This is a genomic window from Streptomyces cacaoi, assembly GCF_006539165.1.
GTDB classification, from domain to species: domain Bacteria; phylum Actinomycetota; class Actinomycetes; order Streptomycetales; family Streptomycetaceae; genus Streptomyces; species Streptomyces cacaoi.
The window spans coordinates 483,123-503,036 of the sequence record NZ_BJMM01000002.1; the positions used below are offsets into that span (position 1 = coordinate 483,123).

Here is a 19,914-nt window from a genome sequence, read left to right on the forward strand (position 1 = left end):
CGTTCGACGACCGTTCGACGACCGGACACCGCACGGGGCCGTGGGCCCGTGCGGCCACCGACCGCACCAGGTGAGGAGCACACGCATGGCAACCGAGATACCCCCGCAGGTCAGGGACCTGTTGAAGAAGGCCGACCTGTTGCCGCCGACCGCGATCAGGATCGCCGCGACCCTGCGCATCGCCGACCACATCGCCGACGGCGTACGCGACGCGGCGGGCATCGCGGAGCGCGCCGGTGCCCAACGGGTGCCCATGGAGAGGTTGTTGCGCTATCTGGCCACCATCGACGTGCTGTGCGAGACCGACGATGGCGGGTACGACGTCACCGGGACCGGCGCCCTGCTGCGCTCCGGGGCCGGGCTGCGGGAGGCGCTCGACATCGACGGCCTCATGGGCCGCGGCGAGAGCGCCACGCCCTTCCTCCTGCACACGCTGCGCACGGGGAAGTCCGCGTACGCCGGGGTCCACGGCCGCGAGTACTGGGAGGACGTCAACGCCGAGCCGGTGTTCCGGGAGCAGTTGAAGGCCCTCGGCCACTCGGGGCTCGCCTGGGAGGGGGAGCGGATCGTCAAGGAGTACCCCTGGTCCGGCGTCGGGCACGTCGTCGACGTCGGCGGCAACAAGGGGCAGTTGCTCATCGCGCTGTTGAGCGAGTTCTCCCATCTGCGCGGCACCCTCGTCGAGTTGCCGAACCTGGTCGAGCTGGCCACCGAGGACTTCGCCCGCGCCGGGCTCCAGGACAGGTGCACCGCGGTCGTCGGCGACTTCTTCGCGGAACTGCCCGCGGGCGCCGATGTGTACGTCCTCTCGGGCGTCCTCGCCGACTGGGACGACGAGGACGCGGTACGGATCCTGCGCCGCTGCGCCGAGGCGTGCGGTACGCGCGGCAGGATCCTGCTGGCCGACATCGATCTGGTGCTCGACATGCCCGATCCCGCCGACCAGGCCGCGGCGGAACTGCGCACCATGGCCACCGTGCCGGGCATCGGCCGGGACGTCGACGGGGTGAAGGAACTGGCCGGGCGGGCCGGGCTCGACATCACGTGGCAGGGGGAGGCCAGCGCCATCCGGTCGCTGCTGGAGCTGACGCCGCGGACCGGCACCGCGCAGGCGGCACCGGACGGAGGGGCGTAGCACGGAGACGAGCCGCCCCGCCTGGCGTCGGCACCCGGCGCACGGACCGCTCGGTGCCGGCGCCCTGGCCGGTGCGGTGCCCGCCGGGTCAGTCCGGCAGCAGCGGCCGCCACCACTCGGGGTGGTCGCGGTACCACTCGACGGTGTCGGCCAGCCCGGCACGGAAGGGCACCCGGGGCCGGTGGCCCAGGGCGGCGAGCCGGCCGCCGTCCAGCGCGTACCGCAGGTCGTGCCCCGTGCGGTCGGCCACGTGCGCGATCCGCTCCGGGCCGGCGCCCAGCAACTCCAGCAGCAGCTTCGTCAGCGCACGGTTCGTCAGCCGGGTGTCGCCCGCGACGTGGTACACCTCGCCGGGTGCGCCGCGCTCGGCGACGAGGTGGACGGCCCGGCAGTGGTCGCTGACGTGGATCCACTCCCGGACGTTGCGCCCGTCCCCGTACAACGGCACCTGCCGTCCCCGCAGCAGGTTCGTCACGAACAGCGGGATCAGCTTCTCCGGGAACTGCCGCGGCCCGTAGGTGTTCGAGCAGCGCGTCACGCTGACGGGCAGGCCGTGCGTGCGGGCACAGGACAGGGCGACGAGGTCGCCGCCCGCCTTCGCCGCTGCGTACGGCGAGCTCGGTGCGACGGGCGCCGACTCGTCCCACGCGCCGTGCGCGATCGAGCCGTAGACCTCGTCGGTGGACACCTGCACCAGGCGCGGCACCCGGGCGTCGAGGCACGCCCGCGCCAGCGTCTCCACCCCGAGGGTGTTGCTGCGGACGAAGTCGCCGCCGTCCCGGATCGAGCGGTCCACATGGGTCTCCGCCGCGAAGTTGACCACCAGGTCCGTGCCGGCGACGAGCCCGCGCACCGGATCCGCGTCGCAGATGTCGCCCTCGACCACCGTGCAACGGCCGTCGCCGGACGGGAGGTTGGCGGGGTGCGCCGCGTAGGTGAACTTGTCCAGGACAGTGACCGCCGCGTCCGCCGCCGGTGCCGCCGCCCCCAGTTCGCCGTTCAGCAGCGCCCGCACGTAGCACGAGCCGATGAATCCGGCCCCGCCGGTGACGAGCACCCGGTAGGTCATATCCGCACCTTGCTGTGGTCGCCCAGCACCAGCGTGCGGCGCGGCGCCCCGCGGTCGCCGTCCGACGCGATCTCCGCACAGTGGCCGATGAGGGAGGACTCGATGCCGTGCGCGCCGGCGATGCTGGCGTGCGCGAGCACGATGGAGCGGCGCAGGCCGCTGCCGCGCAGCCGGCAGCCCTCCCCGATGGAGGTCCACGGTCCGATGGAGCAGTCCTCGATGAGGGTGCCGGCCGCGATGTCGACGGGCCCGGCGATGCGCGAGCGCCGTATCCGGGCGCCCGCGGCCACCCGGACGCCGCCGGTCAGCTCGCTCACCGCGTCGACGTCCCCGTGGACGGCGGTCTCGTCGCCCCTGCGGTCCAGCAGCCGGCCGTTGACCTCCAGGATGGACTCGACGTCGCCGGTGTCCTTCCAGTAGCCCTCCACCGTCGTGGACGCCACGGGGCGGCCCCGGTCGATCAGCCACTGGATGGCGTCGGTGATCTCCAACTCCCCGCGCCACGAGGGCTTGATCTCCGCGGCGGCCTCGTGCACGGCGGAGCTGAACAGATAGACGCCGACGAGCGCGAGATCGCTCGGCGGCTCCGCCGGCTTCTCCACGAGCCGGACGACCCGCCCGGCACGGACCTCCGCGACGCCGAACATCTCCGGATCGGGGACGGGCGTCAGCAGCACCAGCGCGTCGTGGACGGCCGGGTCGAAGGAGCGGACCAGTTCGGTGATGCCGCCCACCAGGAAGTTGTCGCCCAGGTACATGACGAACGGCTCGTCGCCCAGATAACCGCGTGCGATCCGCACCGCGTGCGCGAGGCCCAGCGGCGCCTCCTGCCGCAGATACGTCACCTGGAGACCGAACGCCGAACCGTCGCCCACCGCTTCCTCGATGGCCGGCGCGGTGTCGCCGACGACGAGGCCGACCTCGGTGATGCCCGCGTTCCGGATGGATTCCAGCCCGTAGAAGAGCACGGGTTTGTTGGCGACCGGGACGAGTTGTTTGGCCCGGGTGTGGGTGATCGGTCGGAGCCGGGTACCGCTGCCCCCTGCGAGAACGAGCGCTTTCACTGCACCACCTCGATGACCCTGGCGGCCGCACGGGAATTCCCGGCCGCCCAGGCGGTCATTCTCGGCCGCCCGCTGAATTGTCCGCAATCGCCTGCCGGGCCACCGTTGTCTGCGGATTGTGCGTGCGGTTGTCCGGGTGGCCCGGCGCTTGCAGATAACCCGGTGCTCGGGGAAGTTCGGCATGTGATCCTTCATGACGCCGTATCGACGGACTGGCTGAATGGCGCACTCGACGGAATTCGGCTCGCGCGCGATCTGCGTTCGGCGGCGGTCGGGGACCGGCAGATCGCGGACGATTCGCCGCACGAACTGAGCAAGAAACTCTCCGTCGCTCTGTACGAGGTGCTGCACGCCGGCATCGGTGAACGGTCCGCCGCGCCGCCGCTGCCCCGCCGCGACTCCGCGTGCGACCGGGCGCTGGCCCGGGCGGTGCCGCACCGCGAGGTGTCCGTGCGCGTGCGGGTCCTCACCGGGGACGTCGTGCCCGCGGCCGAGGCGGCACCGGCCGGCCTCGCCGGAACGCCGCGGGGGCCGGACGGCGCGGACGGCGAACGCCTCCTCGTGGAACGTGAGGGCGTCCGGGTGTGGGTGCCGTGTACGGCGCTCGCCGGCGGGCCCGCGTCCTGGCGGCCGGGCGCCGTCGTGCGGATGCGGGCCACGTCCCGGCGGCCGATGCTCTCCCCGGGTTTCTTCTTCGTCGAGGGCACCCGCAGGCCGCACCCCGGCGACCCGGGCCTGCGCGTCTATGTGCACCTGGAGGACTTCGACTCCGCGACCGCCGTCTGGGAGGCCGTGCTCGCCGATCTGGAGGCCGCCGGCGCCGCCTACCGCGCCAAGGTCATCTCCACCCGCACCGGCTATCCGCGCTTCGACGCGCTCGTGCTGTACCTGGGCCGCGACTCCTGGCACCTGCATCCGAGGATCGCCCGCCTGGCCGGGGACATGCCGGGCGTGGGCGACGCCACCTCGGTGTTCGCCCGCCGGCTGCGCCCCGGGGTCGCCCTGGCCTGGGAGCCGTCCGACCCCCGCACCGGCATGCGCGGGCTGAGCTTCGGCCAGCACCGGGCCTCCGCCGTCGCACACGGCCTGGTCCGCTCCGTACGCGAGGGCGCACCCGCGGGTCAGGCCGTCCGCGAGGCGCTGCTGGAGGCCAACATCGACCCGGACCGGCCCGCCAGGAACTGCGACAGCCCCGACCCGGCAGCGCGCGGCGAGTGAGGACGGCACCCGATGAACGGCAACACGCCAGACACCCGACGCCCGGGCACGGCGCCCGAGTACGTCACGCTCCGCGCGGCCCGGCGGACGGCCGGGGAATCCCGGATCGACGTCGTCTGCCCCACCCACAACAGGTCCACCCGGATCCGGCCGACCGTCGACAGCGTGCTCGCCCAGTCCGTCGGCGACTGGCGCCTCGTCGTCGTCTCCGACGGCTCGACCGACGACACCGAGGACGTGGTGCGCGCCTACGACGATCCGCGGATCGCCCTGCTCCGCTGCCCGCCCCACGGCCACCCGGGCGGCCCGCGCAACATCGGACTGCACCACGCCGGCGCGCCGTTCGCCGCGTACATCGACCACGACGACACCTGGCGGCCCGACCATCTCGCGGTGCTGCTGGAGATGCTGGAATCCGGGGCGCAGGCGGCGGCCACGGGCTGCCGGCGGCTCACCCCGGAGGGCGGTGTCGAGGACGTCGGGGCCGTCGACATGGTGTGGCACCCGGAGATCCAGGCGCTCGCCGGGCTCAACGAGCCGTCCCGGGTGGGGCACGTACGCGAACTGGTGCCCCGGGTGGGCGGCTGGACGCAGGCCGACCACGGGTTCGAGGACTGGGACCTGTGGTGGCGCATGGCGGAGCAGGGCATCCGGTTCACCACCGACGCCCGCCGTACCGTGCAGATGCGCCAGACGCACGGCACCCGCCGCGAGACGATCACCGCCAAGTACGCCATCACCGTGGCGAGGACCAGCACCCGCGAGGTGGCGGAGGCCGTGGTGGAGCGGCTGCGCGAACCCCGCACGGCGCGGCGCATGCGGGACGGCGCCCGCGCCGACCTCGCCGCCTGGCACACGCGGCTGGCCGCGACGCCCGACTACGTCGTCCCGCGCGGGCACACGGTCGCCGCGCTGCGCGACGCGTGCCTGGAGAGGGTGGCACGGATGGAGAACCAGCACGGCTACCAGTCGGTGTTCACCGGCCCCAAGGGCGACGGCTGGGCGCTGTTCCTCACCCTCTGGTGCACCCAGCCGGCACACGCCTCCCGTGTCTCCGGGCTGCTCGCCCGGCGCGATGTGCGCCAGCGCGCCGTCCTGGCGGAACTCGTCGAGGAATGCGAGCGGCACGCGGGGCGGGGGAGCGGGCACCGTGTCGGTTCCTGAGCAGCGGAGCGCGGACGCGTTGTCCACACCTGGTTGTCCAGGGCGGAAGGGGCGAATCGGCGCTTGTGGACAACTTTTCACCGGGGGGAGTGTGGCGGCGTGACGGTTTCAGTGAAGTCCCAGCGCGGTGTGCACCCGGCGTCCGGGGAACTCGACCGGGTTCCCGCCGTGGGCGCGCTGCTCGCCCGGCTCGGGCTGGGTGAATTCGAGGAGAACTCCGTGGATTCCCGCCCCGGCCGCAACGACATCTGGTGCGGTACGACCACCACGGGCGCCTCGGTTTTCGTCAAGCGTATGACCGGGGATCCGTTCGACATTCAGCAGCGGACGCGGCGGCTGCTCTCCTTCGAAACCGCGCTGCGCGCCTTCTTCCCTTTCCCGCGGGAAAGCGGTGCCGCACTCGATGCGCCGCGCCTGCTCGGACACGACGCCGAAGCCGCCGTCTTCGCCTTCACCCGTGTCACGGACGGCGAGCCGGGCAACGACCTGATGATCGAGCGGCGCCTGGACGAGGACACCGCGCGCCGCTGCGGCCGAGCCGTCGCGCATCTGCACTCCCTGCGGCCCGGGGAGGCCGCCCAACTGGACGACTCCGTTCCGCTGTTCCCCTCCCTGAAGCTGCTGGAGGGCATTCCGGACACGATGTTCGACCTGCTCGGCACGGCGGAACTCCAGATGTGGCGGCTGCTCCAGACCGACGACGAACTGCGCGGAGCCGTCGCGCGGTTGCTGCGCCGGGAGCGGGAGGCACCACGGGTGCCGGTGCACTGCGACCTGCGGCTGGATCAGTTCCTCATCGCCGGGGAGCACCTCACCCTCACCGACTGGGAGGAGCTGCGGCTCGGCGACCCCGCCCGCGACGTGGGCGCCTTCATCGGCGAATGCCTCTACCGCTCCGTCCTCGACATCGTCTCCGCCCGTGGCGAGGTGGACTTCACGGCGGCGTCGCTGACGGTGGAGGACGTGCTGCGCCGCGGCGTGGAGCGCATCCGCGCGCGGCAGCCGCTCATGGCGGCGTTCACCGCCGGCTACGCGCAGGGCCGCCCCGGCCGCGACCCGCGGCTCGCCGCCCGCGCCGCCGCCTTCGCCGGCTGGCATCTGATCGACCGGATGATCGCCACCGCGCACTTCCGGCCGCGGCTGCTCGGCATCGAGCGGGCGGCGGCCGGCATCGGCAGGACCGCCCTGCTCGACCCGGACAGGTTCGTCGGATCACTGGGCCTTGAGCCCTTGCTGAACTGATTGCAGGGCGCGGGTGAGTACCGCACCCGTGCCCTGTTTTCAGATCAGCCATCGAGAGCGCAAAGGGGGTGAACAGCATGGGAGAGGTCGTCGAGATGGTGGCCGGCTTCGACACCTACGCGGATGTCGAGGAGCTGAACCAGATCGCGGTCGGCGAGGCGCCGGAGTCCTCCGCTCCGTGCACCATCTACGCATCGGTCAGCGCGTCCATCAGCGCCACCGCTTCCTGGGGCTGCTGATCGAGATCTGATCCAGCATCCCGGAACACACCGGTAATCAACCCTGCCCATCCGTCGGTTCGCGGAAACGCGGAGCGCGGATGGGCAGGGCTCCCGACACGGTCCGAGAAAGCCGGGGAACATGGAACGTACGCACTCCGAGGAGCAGCTGGGCATCACCCGCGAGCTGGTCAACCGGCAGCCCTGGCTGATCGCCGGGATCGTGCTGCTGTCCGTCGTCTCGACGCTCGGCACGCTCGCCCTGCCGCTGACCGCCGCCCGGCTCATCTCCGCCATGCAGCGCGGCGGTTCCACACTCGTTCCGGTTCTGCTCATGGTGGGCGCGGGCCTGGCCGCCGCCGCGGCGCACGCCCTGTCCACGTATCTCCTCTCCCGCGTGGGCGAGCAGATGGTCGGCAGGGTCCGCAGCCGCTTCATGGCGCACTCCCTCCGGCTACCGCTGTCCGTCGTGCGGCGCGAGGGCCAGGGCACGCTCGCCGCCCGGCTCGGCACCGACGGATTGCAGATGAAGGCCGTCGTCGACGTCGGAGTGCTGCAACTGCCGATGGCGATCATCACGGTGACCGGCACCGCCGTCATCATGGCCCTCCTCGACTGGGTGCTGCTGCTCTACCTGGTGGCGTCCTTCGCCCTGTCCGTGGGCGGCGTCGTCGTGATCATCAAGGTGATGCGCAAGCGCTTCATGGCGCTCCAGATGAGCGTGGCGAAGATGACCCAGGTCTTCATGAACGCCCTGGAGGCGCTGCCCACCATCAAGGCGTACCGCGCGGAACAGCGCACGTCCCGGGAGCTCGCCGCGCTCGCCGAGGACACGGCCGACCTGGGCGTGACGACCACCCGGCTGGCGTCCCTGCTGTTCCCGGTGATCAACCTGGGCCAGCAGATCGCGCTGGTGACGGTCATCGTCGCCGGCGGCGTACGGCTCAACAGCGGCCTGCTCACCCTGCCCGACCTCGCCGCCTTCCTCCTCTACATGCTGCAACTGACGGCGCCGCTGCTGCTGGTCGCCATGGGAGTGGGCAGCCTCCAGGCGGGGCTCGCCTCCCGGGACCGGTTCCGGGCGATCTTCGCCACCCCCACCGAGGAGTCCGCGGAAGCGGCCGCCCCCGCGCCCCGGACCGCCCCGTCCGAGGAGACACCGGCGGCAGCCGTCCGGTTCGAGGGCGTCACCTTCTCCTACGATTCCCAACCGGCCCTGCGCGCGGTCGACTTCACCATTCCGCGCCGCGGCATGACCGCGCTCGTCGGTATGTCCGGCGCGGGAAAGACGACCGTGCTCTCGCTCATCGAGCGGTTCATCAGCGCGGACAGCGGCACGGTCCGGGTCCTGGGCGAGGACGTCACCCGCTGGCGCGTCGCCGACCTGCGGGCCCATATGGCCTATGTGGACCAGAAGTTCACGCTCCTCAGCGACACCATCCGCGCCAACCTCACCCTCGGCACGAGCAGTCCGCCGCCCGACGACCGGCTGATGGCCGCCCTGGCCGAGGTCGGCATGGAAGAGGCGGTACGCGCTCTGCCCGGCGGGCTCGACGCACGGCTGGACGAGGGCACCGACATCTCCGGCGGCCAGCGGCAGCGCCTCGCGCTGGCCCGCGCGATCCTCGCCGAGGGCGAACTGGTACTCCTCGACGAGCCCAGCTCCCAGCTCGACAGCGTCAACGAGATGCTGCTGCGCGACTCCATCCGGCGCATGGCCGACGACCGCGCCCTGCTCGTCGTCGCCCACCGGCTGTCCACCGTGCAGGACGCCGACCACATCATCGTCCTCGACCGCGGCCAGGTGGTGGCCGACGGCACGCACCACGAACTCATGGCCAGGTCACCGGAGTACAGCCTGCTGGTCCGCGGCCAACTGCTCAGCAGCGTCTAGACCGCCCCGGCCCGGACGCCCCGGCCGAACGACGCTCGGCAACCGCACAACGGCCGCGCGCGAGACGCGGGCAAGCCGCACGGAAGACGCGAGCACGCCGCACGCGAGCCGCACGGAAGACGCACGGAAGACGCACGCGAGCCGCACGCAAGACGCACGGAAGACGCGCGAGGAAGGAGACACCGGTGGAGCTGTCCGTCATCACCCCCGTCGTGCCCACCCGGCCGGAACGCCTCGTCAGGATCGCGGCCGTGGCCGAGCGGACACGCAGCGGACGGCTGTGGTGCGGCCAGAGCATGACGCTCGAACAGCACCATCTGTACGCGTACCTGACCGGCCTCGGCTTCCGTATCGAGGCCGGACTCGGCGTCTCCCTCATGCCGTTCCGGCACCCCCTCCAGGGCGCGCTGGAGGCCCGCTCGATCGCCGCCACCACCGGCCGGCCGGTCATCGCCGGATTCGGCCCGGGCGCGACCGCGCTCCAGGCGTCGATGCACGGCGAGCCGTACGCCAGACCGCTGCGCGCGGCCCGCGAGTACCTCACCGTCGTCCGCACCCTGCTCGACGGCCGCCCCTGCCGCCAGGAGGGCGACTACTTCTCCTTCACCGGCGAGCTGATGCCGATGCCCACCCCGCGTATCGATGTGGGCCTCGGCGTGCTGCGCCCCGGTATGGCCCGGCTGGCGGGCGAGGTGGCCGACGTCGCCATCACCTGGCTCGCCCCGGCCCCGTACCTCCACGACGTGGTGCGGCCCGCGCTGGAGGAGGGCGCGCAGCGGGCGGGCCGGCCGGTGCCGAAGCTGGTGGCGGTCGTACCGATGGCGCTCGACCGCCCGGACCGCGACCCCGCCGTCCTCGCCCGCACCCCCCATCTGCGTTTCCCGCACTACCAGGACATGCTGCGCCGGGCCGGTGTGGACGTGAATGGCGAGGACCCGGACGCGACCGCGGCGGCCCTCGTGGACGGCGATGTGTTCCTGGTGGGCGATCCCTCGGCGCTGGACAAGAAGCTCGACGCGCACCGCGCGGCCGGCGTCGACGAACTGGTGGTGAACCTCGCCGGTGTCGCGATGCACGAGGGACCCACGGCGGCCGCCGCGGACCTGGAGGAGATCCTGGCGGGGGTGGACCGGTGACGGCGGACCCGGCCGGTGTGCCGGAGGTGGACACCTCCGTACGCTCGGTCTTCGGCTTCTCACGGCTGCTCGTCGTGGGCACCGGCTCCGTCAGCGTCTCCGAACTGCCCTTCTGGATCGGCTGGTTGAGGTCCTCGTTCAGCGACCTGGAGCTGCGGGTGGCGGTGACGCGCAGCGCCGAGCGGTTCGTGACCCGTACTGCGCTCGCCCTGCGCGCCGAGCGCGAAGTGGTGCGCGACGCCTGGCCGGAGGAGGAGACCGGCGGGCTGCCGCTGCACGCGGAGCTGGCGGAGTGGGCGGAGGCCGTCGTGGTCTACCCCGCCACCATGAACTTCCTGGCCCGGCTGGCACTCGGGATGGCCGACACCCCCGTGATGATCGCCTGCCAGTGCACCACAGCGCCGATCGCGCTCGCGCCCATGCCGCCACCCGGCGGCGCCCGGAGCGCCGCCTACACCCGGCACGTCGCGGAACTGGAGTCCCGGGACAACGTCGTGGTGGTTCCGGCGCGCAGCGCTGCCCGGCCCGGACGGCGGCAGGACAGCGCCGTCATCCCGCCGCTGCTGGACGTGCTGAAGGCCGTCGGCGGCCTGCGCGCCGACGGACCGGGCACGCCGGACGACCGCGGCGAGCGAGACGACCAAGGAGCCCGAGGCGACCAAGGAGACCGCGGCGACCGCGGCGACCGCGGCGAGCAGGGCGGCCGGGACGAGCGCGGTGAGCAGGGGGAGCGGAGCGGCCCGGCCGCGGACGGGCCGTACTCCCGGGAGGAGCCACCGGCCGCATGGGCGCGCGTATGACCACGGAGACCGGCCGCGCCCCGGTGCTGGCGTTCGCGACGGGGCTGCTGCGCACCACCGTGTACGAGCAGGACGACGGCCGCTACCGCTGGGAGCGCGCCCGGGGCGACGCGGCGCCCGCCGCGTTCCGCTACCCGGACGAGACACTCCTGCCGGTCCTGACCGCCGCCGAGTCCGCCGGCGCCCGCTTCGTCCTCGCCGCCGACGGCACCGAACCGCGCCGCTACACCGCCCCCGGCTGGCAGTCGTGCGCCCACCGGCTGCTGGTGGGCGGCCACCAGGCGTGCGCCGCCGTCACCGGCCCGCTCGCCGGCGCCGGCGGACTGCTGCGCGCCGTGCACGACCAGCCGCCCCCGCCCGGCGCCGCCCCGCCGCCCGGCCTGCTGCGCCTGTCCGCCTGGCTGGACGGCACCGCCGAGCGGCCCGACGCGGCGCGCTCCGCCGAGTTCCTGCGGCCGCTGCTCGGCGCGCCCGGCTGGGCACGGCTGCGCGCGTGGTCCGACGAGGCGCTCCAGGACCGGTCGGCGGCGCTGCACGGGGCGCCCGGCCTGGGCGCGCTCGTGCCGGGCGAGGGCACCGGTACCGGGCTCCTCGCCGGCGAGGACGTGGCGGCCGGACCACCGCTGTGGGACCTCGGCTGGATCGTCGGCGAACTGATGGAGTTCCAGTGGCGGTTGGCCGCCAAGGGCGGCACACAGGTCTGGCACGAGCTGCTGCGGAGCCTGCTGCGCGCGTACGGCGTCTCCGAGAACACCGGGCTGCGCCGTATGGCGGTGCTGCGGATCGCCCTGCATCTGCACGACTTCATCGCCTATGTGGGCTGGGACCAGCGGGAGTTCGCCCGCGCCGCCGCCTTCCTGGGGCATCTGATCAAGGAGAGTCGCGAGTGACGCGCACGACCGTGCCCGCCGCAACCGCCGCGCCCGGCAGCTCCACCGTCACCCGCGCGAGGCTGCCGAACGGCCTGCGGGTGGTGGTGGAGACCGTCCCCGGAGCGCCCCGCGCGGCGGTGAGCGTCCACTACGGGGTGGGCTACCGGGCGGAGCCGCCCGGCAGGGCCGGCTTCGCGCACCTCTTCGAGCACCTCATGACGCAGGGCAGCGAGTCCCTGCCGGGGCGCGCCTACATCGACCGGCTGCTGGCCGCGGGCGGCAACGGCAACGCCTCGACCCACCAGGACTACACCGACTTCCACCAGGTGGTCCCGCACGAGTGGCTGGAGCGGGCGCTGTTCTGCGAGGCCGACCGCATGCGCGCCCCCGTCCTCACCGAGCACGCCCTCGCCGGCCAACTCGCGGCGGTGGCCTGGGAGATCAAGGGCCGCATCCACGACCGGCCGCACGGCGGCCTGCCCTGGCCCCTGCTGCCCGGTGTGCTCTTCTCCGCCTTCCCCAACGCACACGACGGATACGGCGATCTGCGCGAGCTGGCCGGGACGACGGTGGCCGAGTGCGCCGCGTTCTTCGAGCGGCACTACGGCCCCGGCAACGCCGTACTGACCGTCCTCGCCCCGCAACACCCCGACGAGGTGCTGGACATGGCCGGACACCACTTCGCCGGCATCGCCGCGCGGCCCGTCCCCGACCGGCCGTCGCTGGCGGAACCCGCGGCGCACGAGGACCGGATCCGCACGGTGACCGGTCCGGGCAGCGGCGCGACCGCCGTCGCCGTCGGCCACCGCCTGCCCGACCCCGCCGCCGAACTGCCGGGCTATCTGGCCCATCTCGCCCTGGCCGGGCTCGCGTCCCGGCGGCCGGTCCACGTCCCCGGGGCGCCGCCGGTGCCGCTGCGCGCCCGGTGCGGCTTCTTCGCGCCGCTCGACGCGCTCGACCCGGACGCGCTCGTCTGCACCGCCACCGTCCCCGGCGACGTGCCGCCCCGGACCGTCGCCGACGCCGTCCGCGCGAGCCTGCGGGAGGCCGCCGCCGACCCGCGCCCCGACGACGTCGCCGCTGTCGGCGCCGGATGGCGGCGCACGCACGACGACCTCCTCGCCCGCTGCCGGGCCCGCGGCAGGACCGAGCTGCTGTTCGGCGACCCGTCGCTGGTGGACGAGGTGCCCCGGCTGCTGGCACGGCTCGGGCCCGACGACGTCACGGCCGCGGCCTCGGGGCTCGACGGATCGCCGTGCGCGGTGCTCGCCGTCGTACCCGGCGGCGGCCGGCCGGCCGCCGCGCCGCTCCCCGACGGGCTGCTCGGCTCCGGCCCGCCCGCGCCCGATCCGGCGCCCGCTCCGCTCGACCCGGCGCCCGCCCCCGCCTGGCCTGCGCTCGGCACACGCCACGCGCCGTCCGTGCGGGGCCTGCGGGAGACGACGCTCGGCAACGGCCTGCGCGTGACGGCGGTCCGTGCCGGGCACGCCCCGCTCGTCGAGGCCCGGCTGCGCTTTCCCGACAGCGGCGCCCGCGCCGCCGACGAGGCCGTACTGGAGTCGGCCGCCGCCCTGCTGCGCGCACGCTGCGCCGGCGGCCCGTGGTCCGTCCGCAGCGACGGGATCCGGCTGACCATGACGGGCAGCGCACCGGCCGACCGTACCGAGCACCTGCTCGCGCAACTCCGCGCCGTCCTCGTCCCCCCGCTCGTCCCCCCGCTCGCCTCCCCGCTCGCCTCCCCGCCCGCGGCCCCCCGCCGCCCGCTGCGGGCGCGCACGGAGAACGACCTGGCCTGGCACGTCCTCGCCGGGCGGACGCGGGGCGAAGCGGCAGCGGCGTGTGCTGTCCCGGACGGCGCCACCCTCGTGGTGGTCGGCGACGCCGGGCCGGACGACGTGGCCGCCGCGGCCTCCCGGCTGCTGGGCCCGTGGCAGGCCGGACCGCGCCGGCGGACCGCACCGGACACCGCACCGCGGGCGGGCCTGCGCATCCTGCCGCCCGACGCGCACACCCCGGTGGCGTTCCTCGGCCTGTGCGCCCCCGACCCCACGCCCCACGCCGCGCCCGGGACGCCCACCGACGCCACCCGCGGCGAGGCCGCGCGCTTCCTCGCGGTCGGCGTGCTCGGCGGCCAGCCCGGCTCCCGCTTCGCCTCGCTGAGCGGGGCCGCCGGTGCGCCGCTCGCCGGGGGGTTCGCCCTCGCCGGCCGTGACGTCCTCTTCGGCGCCGGCCGCGTGCTCGTCTCCGCCGGGATGCCTCCCGGCACGGTGCGGGACGGAGTGGCCGCCGTCTGCGGGCAGCTGCGGCTGTTGGCGGCCGACCCGCCGACCGCGGCCGAGGTCCGCCGCGTGGCCGAGTTCGGTGCCGGGCAGCTGAGCGGGGTCTTCGACTCCCAGGCGGCCCTCGCCGACCACCTGGTGCGGGCCGGCGCGCAGGGGCAGTCCGCGCGGACGCTGCTGGACCTGCCGCGGGCCCTGCGCGAGACCGGTGTCGAGGAGGTGGCCGAGGCCGCCCGACGGCTGTTCGGCGAGGCGCGGTTCACGGGAGTGCTGCGCGCCGGCGCCGAGGAGGCGGAGCAGGCGAGGCAGGCGGCGGCCGCCGTGTGCGGAGAGGTGACGGCATGACGGGAACCGAGGTACTGCGCGAGGCCACCGGCAGCCGCAGGCCGCGCATCGACATCATCTGCCCGACCTACAACCGCTCGACGGCGATCCGGCCGACGCTCACCGGCGTCCTGGAGCAGAGCGTCGGCGACTGGCGGCTCCTCGTCGTGTCGGACGCCTCCAGCGACGACACCGAGGACGTGGTGCTCGGCTGCCGCGATCCCCGGATCGCCCTGCTGCGCAGCGAGCGCCACGGCCATCCCGGCGGTCCACGGAACGTGGGCCTCGCCCACGCCCGCGCCCCGTACATCGCCTACCTCGACCACGACGACCTATGGGAGCCGCACCATCTGCGCACGCTGCTGGAGCAGTTGGAGCGCGGAGCCGAGATCGTGGCCACCGGCGCCACCTACATCGACCACGAGGGGCGGGAGACCGGCCGCACCGAGCCCGCCGACATGGTCTGGCACCCGGATCTACAGGCGGTCTACGCGCTGTTCGAGCCGGCCAGGGTCGGACACGTGCGCGGCGTCGTCGAGTCCGTCGGCGGCTGGACGACGGACACCGCCGGCTTCGAGGACTGGGACCTGTGGTGGCGCCTGGGCGAGGCGGGCCACGCCTTCCAGCCGGTCCTGGAGCGCACCGCGGTCATCTACCGGGGCAGCGACACCCGTACCGAATCGGTACGCGCCCGCTACGCGATCCCGGTCGGCCGCACCGACAGCGAGGACGCCGCACGCGGCTGCCTCGACGCGCTGGCCGACGACGGCACCCGCGACCGGCTCGCCGCCCTGTACGCGGCCGACTTCGCCGACTGGTGGGACGCCCTGGCGCGCGACGACCGGTTCCGTACGGCCCCCGGAACGGCCCGTGCCGAGGTGCTCGGCGCGCTGCGCGAGCGGTCGGACGGGGCGCGGACCCATGTGTTCACACAACTGCGGCACGCGCGCCGCCGCGACGGCCATCTGCTCTACGACCCGGCCTGGTGCACCTCGAAGGACCAGGCGGCACGGATGAGCGCCGTCATGCGGGACCGGGACGTGAGGCAGCGGGAGTTCCTGCACGGGCTGCTCGCCCGGGGCGCCTCCGGCGGCTGACGGGCTACCGGGGCCGCCAGATCAGCGTGACCACCCGTGCCGCGGCAGAGATCGCCTCCACGGTCGGCCGGGGGAAGCGGCGCGCGGAGCGGGGCCGGGCGCGGCCGTGTGCCGTGCCGCTTCGCCGTGCCCGGTCGGTGCTGTGGGCCATGGACGTGCTACCTCCGAGAAGACGCCGCCGGGTCCGGCGGGACCGTGCCTGCCCCCGAAGCCTCCCGCCGCGGCGGTCCCGGGGGGATACCCGAACGGGCCCGCCGGCCGGGCACCCCGGCGCTGTCGATAGCAACCTCTAGATGGAATGTAGTAGGTGTGCTATCTCTAGAAGTAGACCTGAGACGAGGGGGAAGGTGTCGTATGGCGGTGCAGAACAACCTTCGACGGCCGAGTGAGCGCCCGCCCGAAGCGCCGGAGCGCGAACCGGCGGTCGACGTACGCGGCCTGCGGATGCGCTACGGGACGCACGACGTCCTCAACGGCGTGGACCTCCGGGTCGAGCAGGGCGAGGTGCTGGTGCTCCTCGGGCCCAACGGCGCGGGCAAGACCACCACCGTCGAGATCCTCGAAGGCTTCCGCGGCAGATCGTCCGGCGAGGTGTCCGTGCTGGGCGTCGACCCGGACCGGGGCAACGAGGCGTGGCGGGCCCGGCTGGGCGTGGTCCTGCAATCCTGGCGCGACCACGCGAAATGGCGGGTACGGGAACTCCTCGCGCACTTCGCCGCCCACTACGCCCCGTACGGCACACCGGAGCGCCCCCGCCCCCGCGACGTGGACGAACTCCTCGAAACCGTCGGGCTCACCGAGCAGGCGGACGCCAAGGTGGGCTCGCTCTCCGGTGGCCAGCGGCGGCGCATGGACGTCGCCGTCGGGATCGTCGGCCGCCCCGAGCTGCTGTTCCTCGACGAACCCACCGCGGGCTTCGACCCGGTGGCGCGGCGGGACTTCCACGCGCTGGTGCAGCGCCTCGCGGGCGAGGAGGGCACCACGATCCTCCTCACCACCCACGACCTCGACGAGGCCGAGAAGCTGGCCGACCGCATCCTGATCCTCTCCGGCGGCACGATCGTCGCCGGCGGCAGCCCCGCCGCACTGGCCGCCCAGCTGGAGAGCGACGCCGAGGTGCGCTGGACCCACCGCGGCGAGCGGCAGGTGACCTTCACCCCGGACGGCACCGGCTTCGCCCGGAAGCTGTTCGAGCGTCACGGCGAGGAGATCGAGGACCTCCAGGTCCGCAGGCCCGGCCTGGAGGAGGTCTATCTGGAGATGGTGCGGCTGCACGAATCCGGCCGGGCCGAAGAGGCCGCGGGCAGCATCCCCCTGAGGAGGCAGCAGTGAGCGCGGACACGCGTACGGCCCAGACCCTCCGCCTCGGCGCGGAGCGCGGGTGGCGGGAGTTCAGAGGACTGCTCGCCAGCGGCAACGAACTCTTCAGCGCCGTCGTCATGTCGCTGGCCTTCGTCCTCGTCGTGTTCTTCCAGCGGAACGAGACCCTGGAGGACACCGGGATCAGCACGGCCACGGCCGCCCTGCCGGGCATCGTGGCGATGATGCTCGTCTACAACGGGCTCGTCGGCACCGCCACGTATCTGACGACGGAACGCGAGGACGGCACGCTGCTGCGCGCCAAGGCGCTGCCCGGCGGAATCGCCTCCTATCTGTGGGGCAAGACGGTCTTCATGCTGCTGAACACGCTGCTGTCCGTCGTGCTCGTCCTCGTCGCCGGACTGCTGCTGTTCGACGGCGTCGCGGACGGCCTCGCCGACGGCGGCCCGCAGATGCTCGGCATGATGGTGCTCGGCCTCGCCGCGTGCCTGCCCATCGGCGCGATCCTCGGCACCTGCTTCGACAATCCGCGCACCGCGATCGGCTCTTTGATGATCCCCTTCATGGGGCTGACGGTGATCTCCGGCGTGCTCATGCCGGTGTCCTGGATGCCGGACTGGGTGCAGACGCTGGTGCAGTTCACCCCGCTGTACTGGCTCGGCCTCGGCATGCGGGCCGCCATGCTGCCGGACACGATGCTGGCCCTGGAGATCGGCGGGAGCTGGCGGGTGCCCGAGACCCTCGGAGTCCTGGCCCTGTGGGCCGTGGCAGGCTTCGCCCTCGCGCTCGTCCTGCTGCGGCGGATGACGCGTACGGTCAACGGAGCCACCCTGGACGAATCGAGACTGAAGGCGATGCAGCGTGTCTGACGGTGCGGAATCACCGACGGGAAAGAAGGTGCGCAAGGCGGGCAAGGCGAGCAAACCGGGTCAGCCGGGCCGGGGCGCCGCGACCGGGGACAAGTCCTCGGAGCGCATCTACAACAGAATCGCGCTCATGCGCATCGAACGGGGCATCTCCCGGCGGCAGTTGGCCGACGCGCTCGATGTCCATTACCAGACCGTGGGCTATCTGGAGCGGGGCGAGTACAGCCCGAGCCTGCATCTGGCGCTGCGGATCGCCGCGTACTACGGCACCTCGGTGGAGTCGGTCTTCGCGCTGGAGCCGTTCCCCAGAATCGGAAGTGAGGAGTGACGCGCGTGACGCCGGAGAACGCCGTCGGAGGCCGGGACGGAGAACGGGACGGCCGGCAGGACAGGCTGCGGGCCAAGGTCGAGTCGGAGAAGGTGCGCAGGCGGTGGATGTCCCGGCGCCGCCGGCGTCCGCTCGTCGTCGCCGAGGCGGTGTCCGCCGTGCTCTTCGCCGGCGGCATCCGGCTGCTGGCGGGCGGGGAGAACCGGCTCGTCGGCCTGCTCGTGGTCGTCGTCACCGGCGGGCTGCTCGCGGTGGTGGGCACCCAGATCGGCCTCGCCAGCCGCTTCCGCTCCGACTACCACGACCTGGACGAACGCCAGCGCGCCGAGCAGGCCCGTGCCCGGCTGCTGGGCGACCGTGTGACCAACGTGGCCCTCGCCGTCGCCTTCGTGGCCGCCCTCCTGCTGAGCGGCCTCACCGACGAGGTGGACATGGCCGCCGTACCCCCGGCCGCCTTCCTGCTGCTGGCCCTGAACGTCTTCTTCCCGGCCGCCTGGCTGACCTGGACCCAGCCGGCCGAGAGCGACGACGAGCCGGGCGAGGAGGAGTTCTGAGAGGGGAGCCATCGAGGCGGACGGCCACGGAAGTGCCCGCCCCGGCCCGGGTGTTCGCGGACGACCCCGCCGCCCCGCGCGGCGCTCCCGTTCACCCGGGTCGCTCCGGCGGGTAGAACAGCCGGAGGAACTCCTCCAGCGCCGCGTCGACTCCGGCGCGGTCGCCGGTGGCGAGCAGATCGAGCAGCAGGCCGCGGACGGTGGCGAGTCCCAGTCTCGCGCGGTTGCGGGCCGTGCCGGCGTCCGCGCCCGCGGCGACCTCGGCGGCCACGAGCGGCTCCAGCCAGTCCGCCACGATCCCGTCCAGGACCCGGACGGCCTCGGGGCGCCCCCGGAGCGCGTATCCGCAGATCTCGAAGAAGAGCCGCTCCCGTCCGGCCAGCCGCGGGTCGGACAGCTCCCGCCAGAGGAGCCGCGCGACCTCGGCGGGGGAGCGGCCCGGTTCCGCGTGCAGCCGGGACAGCAGCTCGCGCTGGCGCCGCTCCGACCGCCGGACGACCTCGACGAGCAGCTGCTCCCTGGTGCCGAAGTAGTGGATGAGCATCCGGTGGCTGACGCCGATCGCGGCACCGAGACGGCGCAGGCTCAGATCCCCGATGCCGTGCGCCGTGACATGGTCGACGGCCGCTTCCACCAGTTCCGCGCGTCGGTTCCCGTCCGTACCGCGCGCGGTCGCGCCGGAAGGCCGCGGGTTCTCCGGATTCACCATCGAGGGAGCGTACCAAGTGGTACACGACGTCTGTACCGTCTGGTACATGAGACCTGTCACCGTAGCGATCGATGTTCCGCACACGCCCGCTCAGATCTACGACTTCCTCGACGTCATGGCACACCACGAGCGCTTCACCGACCACTACCTGACCAACTGGCGCTACAGCGGACCCGGCCGGGGCACGGGAGCGTGCGCCACGGTCACCGCCGCACTGGGCGGAACCAGGACCGACGTCACCATCGAGGTCGTCGAGGCCGAGGCGCCCCGGCGCATCGTCGAGCGGAACGTCAGCGCCGGCGGCCGGCGCCGGGCGCACGGCACCTACACCATCGAACCGCTGGAGACCGGGCGGAGCCGCGTCTCGTTCACCTACTCCTGGCTGCGCGCCCCGCTCGCCGACCGGCTGCTGGCGCCGTTCGTCCGGGGTGCGATGCGGAACGCCAACCGCACGGTCATGCGACGTCTGGCCGAGGAGCTGGCCCGCCACGCGACCGGTGGCGGGAGCTGACACCGCCCGGCGGGGAAGCGGGCCCATGGCCTGTTACAGAGTGCGGACAAGAACCCGTGAACAAACCCGTGCCGCTTGTCATCACAGTGAACGTACCGGGCGGAGAAAACGCCC

Annotated in this window: 20 protein-coding genes; 16 read left to right on the plus strand and 4 right to left on the minus strand. The window is 73.6% G+C overall.

What is annotated here, in order from left to right:
- Nucleotides 1-85 precede the first annotated feature (85 nt).
- A complete protein-coding gene (locus SCA03_RS02470) occupies nt 86-1,135 on the plus strand; it encodes a methyltransferase (RefSeq protein ID WP_086817892.1) in 1,050 nt (349 codons plus the stop codon).
- Nucleotides 1,136-1,223: 88 nt separating this feature from the next.
- Here the strand turns inward: SCA03_RS02470 and SCA03_RS02475 are convergent, their stop codons facing one another.
- Together SCA03_RS02475 and SCA03_RS02480 are read right to left on the minus strand one after the other, a co-directional pair.
- Complete coding sequence (locus tag SCA03_RS02475; RefSeq protein WP_086817891.1) at nt 1,224-2,204, minus strand: dTDP-glucose 4,6-dehydratase; 981 nt, start codon at nt 2,202-2,204, stop codon at nt 1,224-1,226.
- Nucleotides 2,201-3,268: a glucose-1-phosphate thymidylyltransferase gene (locus SCA03_RS02480; RefSeq protein ID WP_030874943.1), complete on the minus strand. Its 1,068-nt coding sequence runs from the start codon at nt 3,266-3,268 to the stop codon at nt 2,201-2,203. Before SCA03_RS02480 ends, SCA03_RS02475 begins: the two co-directional genes overlap by 4 nt.
- Nucleotides 3,269-3,451: 183 nt before the next feature.
- Here SCA03_RS02480 and SCA03_RS02485 point away from each other — a divergent pair, with 183 nt between their 5' ends.
- From SCA03_RS02485 to SCA03_RS02520, 10 genes are all read left to right on the plus strand, one after another.
- Nucleotides 3,452-4,486: a T3SS effector HopA1 family protein gene (locus tag SCA03_RS02485; RefSeq protein ID WP_086817890.1), complete on the plus strand. Its 1,035-nt coding sequence runs from the start codon at nt 3,452-3,454 to the stop codon at nt 4,484-4,486.
- A 12-nt stretch (nt 4,487-4,498) separates the two neighbouring features.
- A complete protein-coding gene (locus tag SCA03_RS02490; protein WP_086817889.1) occupies nt 4,499-5,650 on the plus strand; it encodes a glycosyltransferase family 2 protein in 1,152 nt (383 codons plus the stop codon).
- 99 nt (nt 5,651-5,749) lie between these two features.
- The gene (gene lxmK, locus SCA03_RS02495; protein WP_086817888.1) at nt 5,750-6,892 is read left to right on the plus strand and encodes a class V lanthionine synthetase subunit LxmK; all 1,143 of its coding nucleotides are present in this window, start codon (nt 5,750-5,752) and stop codon (nt 6,890-6,892) included.
- 77 nt (nt 6,893-6,969) lie between these two features.
- Nucleotides 6,970-7,131: an LxmA leader domain family RiPP gene (locus SCA03_RS34930; protein ID WP_169729690.1), complete on the plus strand. Its 162-nt coding sequence runs from the start codon at nt 6,970-6,972 to the stop codon at nt 7,129-7,131.
- A 121-nt stretch (nt 7,132-7,252) separates the two neighbouring features.
- Nucleotides 7,253-9,004 carry an ABC transporter ATP-binding protein gene (locus SCA03_RS02500; RefSeq protein ID WP_086817887.1) on the plus strand — a complete coding sequence of 584 codons (1,752 nt, stop codon included), beginning with the start codon at nt 7,253-7,255 and terminating at the stop codon, nt 9,002-9,004.
- A 185-nt stretch (nt 9,005-9,189) separates the two neighbouring features.
- Nucleotides 9,190-10,140: an LLM class flavin-dependent oxidoreductase gene (locus SCA03_RS02505; RefSeq protein WP_086817886.1), complete on the plus strand. Its 951-nt coding sequence runs from the start codon at nt 9,190-9,192 to the stop codon at nt 10,138-10,140.
- Nucleotides 10,137-10,940 carry a flavoprotein gene (locus tag SCA03_RS02510; protein ID WP_230988448.1) on the plus strand — a complete coding sequence of 268 codons (804 nt, stop codon included), beginning with the start codon at nt 10,137-10,139 and terminating at the stop codon, nt 10,938-10,940. Before SCA03_RS02505 ends, SCA03_RS02510 begins: the two co-directional genes overlap by 4 nt.
- Nucleotides 10,925-11,830, plus strand: a complete 906-nt coding sequence (locus tag SCA03_RS34935) for a hypothetical protein (RefSeq protein ID WP_030890015.1) — start codon at nt 10,925-10,927, stop codon at nt 11,828-11,830. The genes SCA03_RS02510 and SCA03_RS34935 overlap by 16 nt, the downstream gene beginning before the upstream one ends.
- Nucleotides 11,827-14,436: a M16 family metallopeptidase gene (locus SCA03_RS02515; protein ID WP_170223827.1), complete on the plus strand. Its 2,610-nt coding sequence runs from the start codon at nt 11,827-11,829 to the stop codon at nt 14,434-14,436. Before SCA03_RS34935 ends, SCA03_RS02515 begins: the two co-directional genes overlap by 4 nt.
- Entirely contained in the window at nt 14,433-15,512 is a 1,080-nt protein-coding gene (locus tag SCA03_RS02520) for a glycosyltransferase family 2 protein (protein ID WP_086816368.1), read from the plus strand. Before SCA03_RS02515 ends, SCA03_RS02520 begins: the two co-directional genes overlap by 4 nt.
- A gap of 4 nt (nt 15,513-15,516) precedes the next feature.
- Here the strand turns inward: SCA03_RS02520 and SCA03_RS34940 are convergent, their stop codons facing one another.
- Nucleotides 15,517-15,663: a hypothetical protein gene (locus tag SCA03_RS34940; protein WP_158102314.1), complete on the minus strand. Its 147-nt coding sequence runs from the start codon at nt 15,661-15,663 to the stop codon at nt 15,517-15,519.
- Between the two features lie 203 nt (nt 15,664-15,866).
- Here SCA03_RS34940 and SCA03_RS02525 point away from each other — a divergent pair, with 203 nt between their 5' ends.
- From SCA03_RS02525 to SCA03_RS02540, 4 genes are read left to right on the plus strand one after another with little or no spacing between them, the layout of a single operon-like run.
- A complete protein-coding gene (locus SCA03_RS02525) occupies nt 15,867-16,844 on the plus strand; it encodes an ABC transporter ATP-binding protein (RefSeq protein WP_086816366.1) in 978 nt (325 codons plus the stop codon).
- Entirely contained in the window at nt 16,841-17,701 is an 861-nt protein-coding gene (locus SCA03_RS02530) for an ABC transporter permease (protein ID WP_030874928.1), read from the plus strand. The genes SCA03_RS02525 and SCA03_RS02530 overlap by 4 nt, the downstream gene beginning before the upstream one ends.
- The gene (locus SCA03_RS35900) at nt 17,694-18,026 is read left to right on the plus strand and encodes a helix-turn-helix transcriptional regulator (protein WP_230988449.1); all 333 of its coding nucleotides are present in this window, start codon (nt 17,694-17,696) and stop codon (nt 18,024-18,026) included. The genes SCA03_RS02530 and SCA03_RS35900 overlap by 8 nt, the downstream gene beginning before the upstream one ends.
- 5 nt (nt 18,027-18,031) lie before the next feature.
- A complete protein-coding gene (locus SCA03_RS02540; RefSeq protein ID WP_030890003.1) occupies nt 18,032-18,580 on the plus strand; it encodes a hypothetical protein in 549 nt (182 codons plus the stop codon).
- A 91-nt stretch (nt 18,581-18,671) separates the two neighbouring features.
- On the opposite strand, the gene SCA03_RS02545 is transcribed toward SCA03_RS02540, so the two are convergent.
- Nucleotides 18,672-19,289 (minus strand): TetR/AcrR family transcriptional regulator, encoded by a 618-nt coding sequence (locus SCA03_RS02545; protein ID WP_037865472.1) that lies wholly within the window; start codon nt 19,287-19,289, stop codon nt 18,672-18,674.
- Between the two features lie 46 nt (nt 19,290-19,335).
- On the opposite strand from SCA03_RS02545, the gene SCA03_RS02550 reads away from it, so the two are divergent.
- Nucleotides 19,336-19,800: an SRPBCC family protein gene (locus SCA03_RS02550; RefSeq protein WP_086816360.1), complete on the plus strand. Its 465-nt coding sequence runs from the start codon at nt 19,336-19,338 to the stop codon at nt 19,798-19,800.
- Nucleotides 19,801-19,914: the final 114 nt, after the last annotated feature.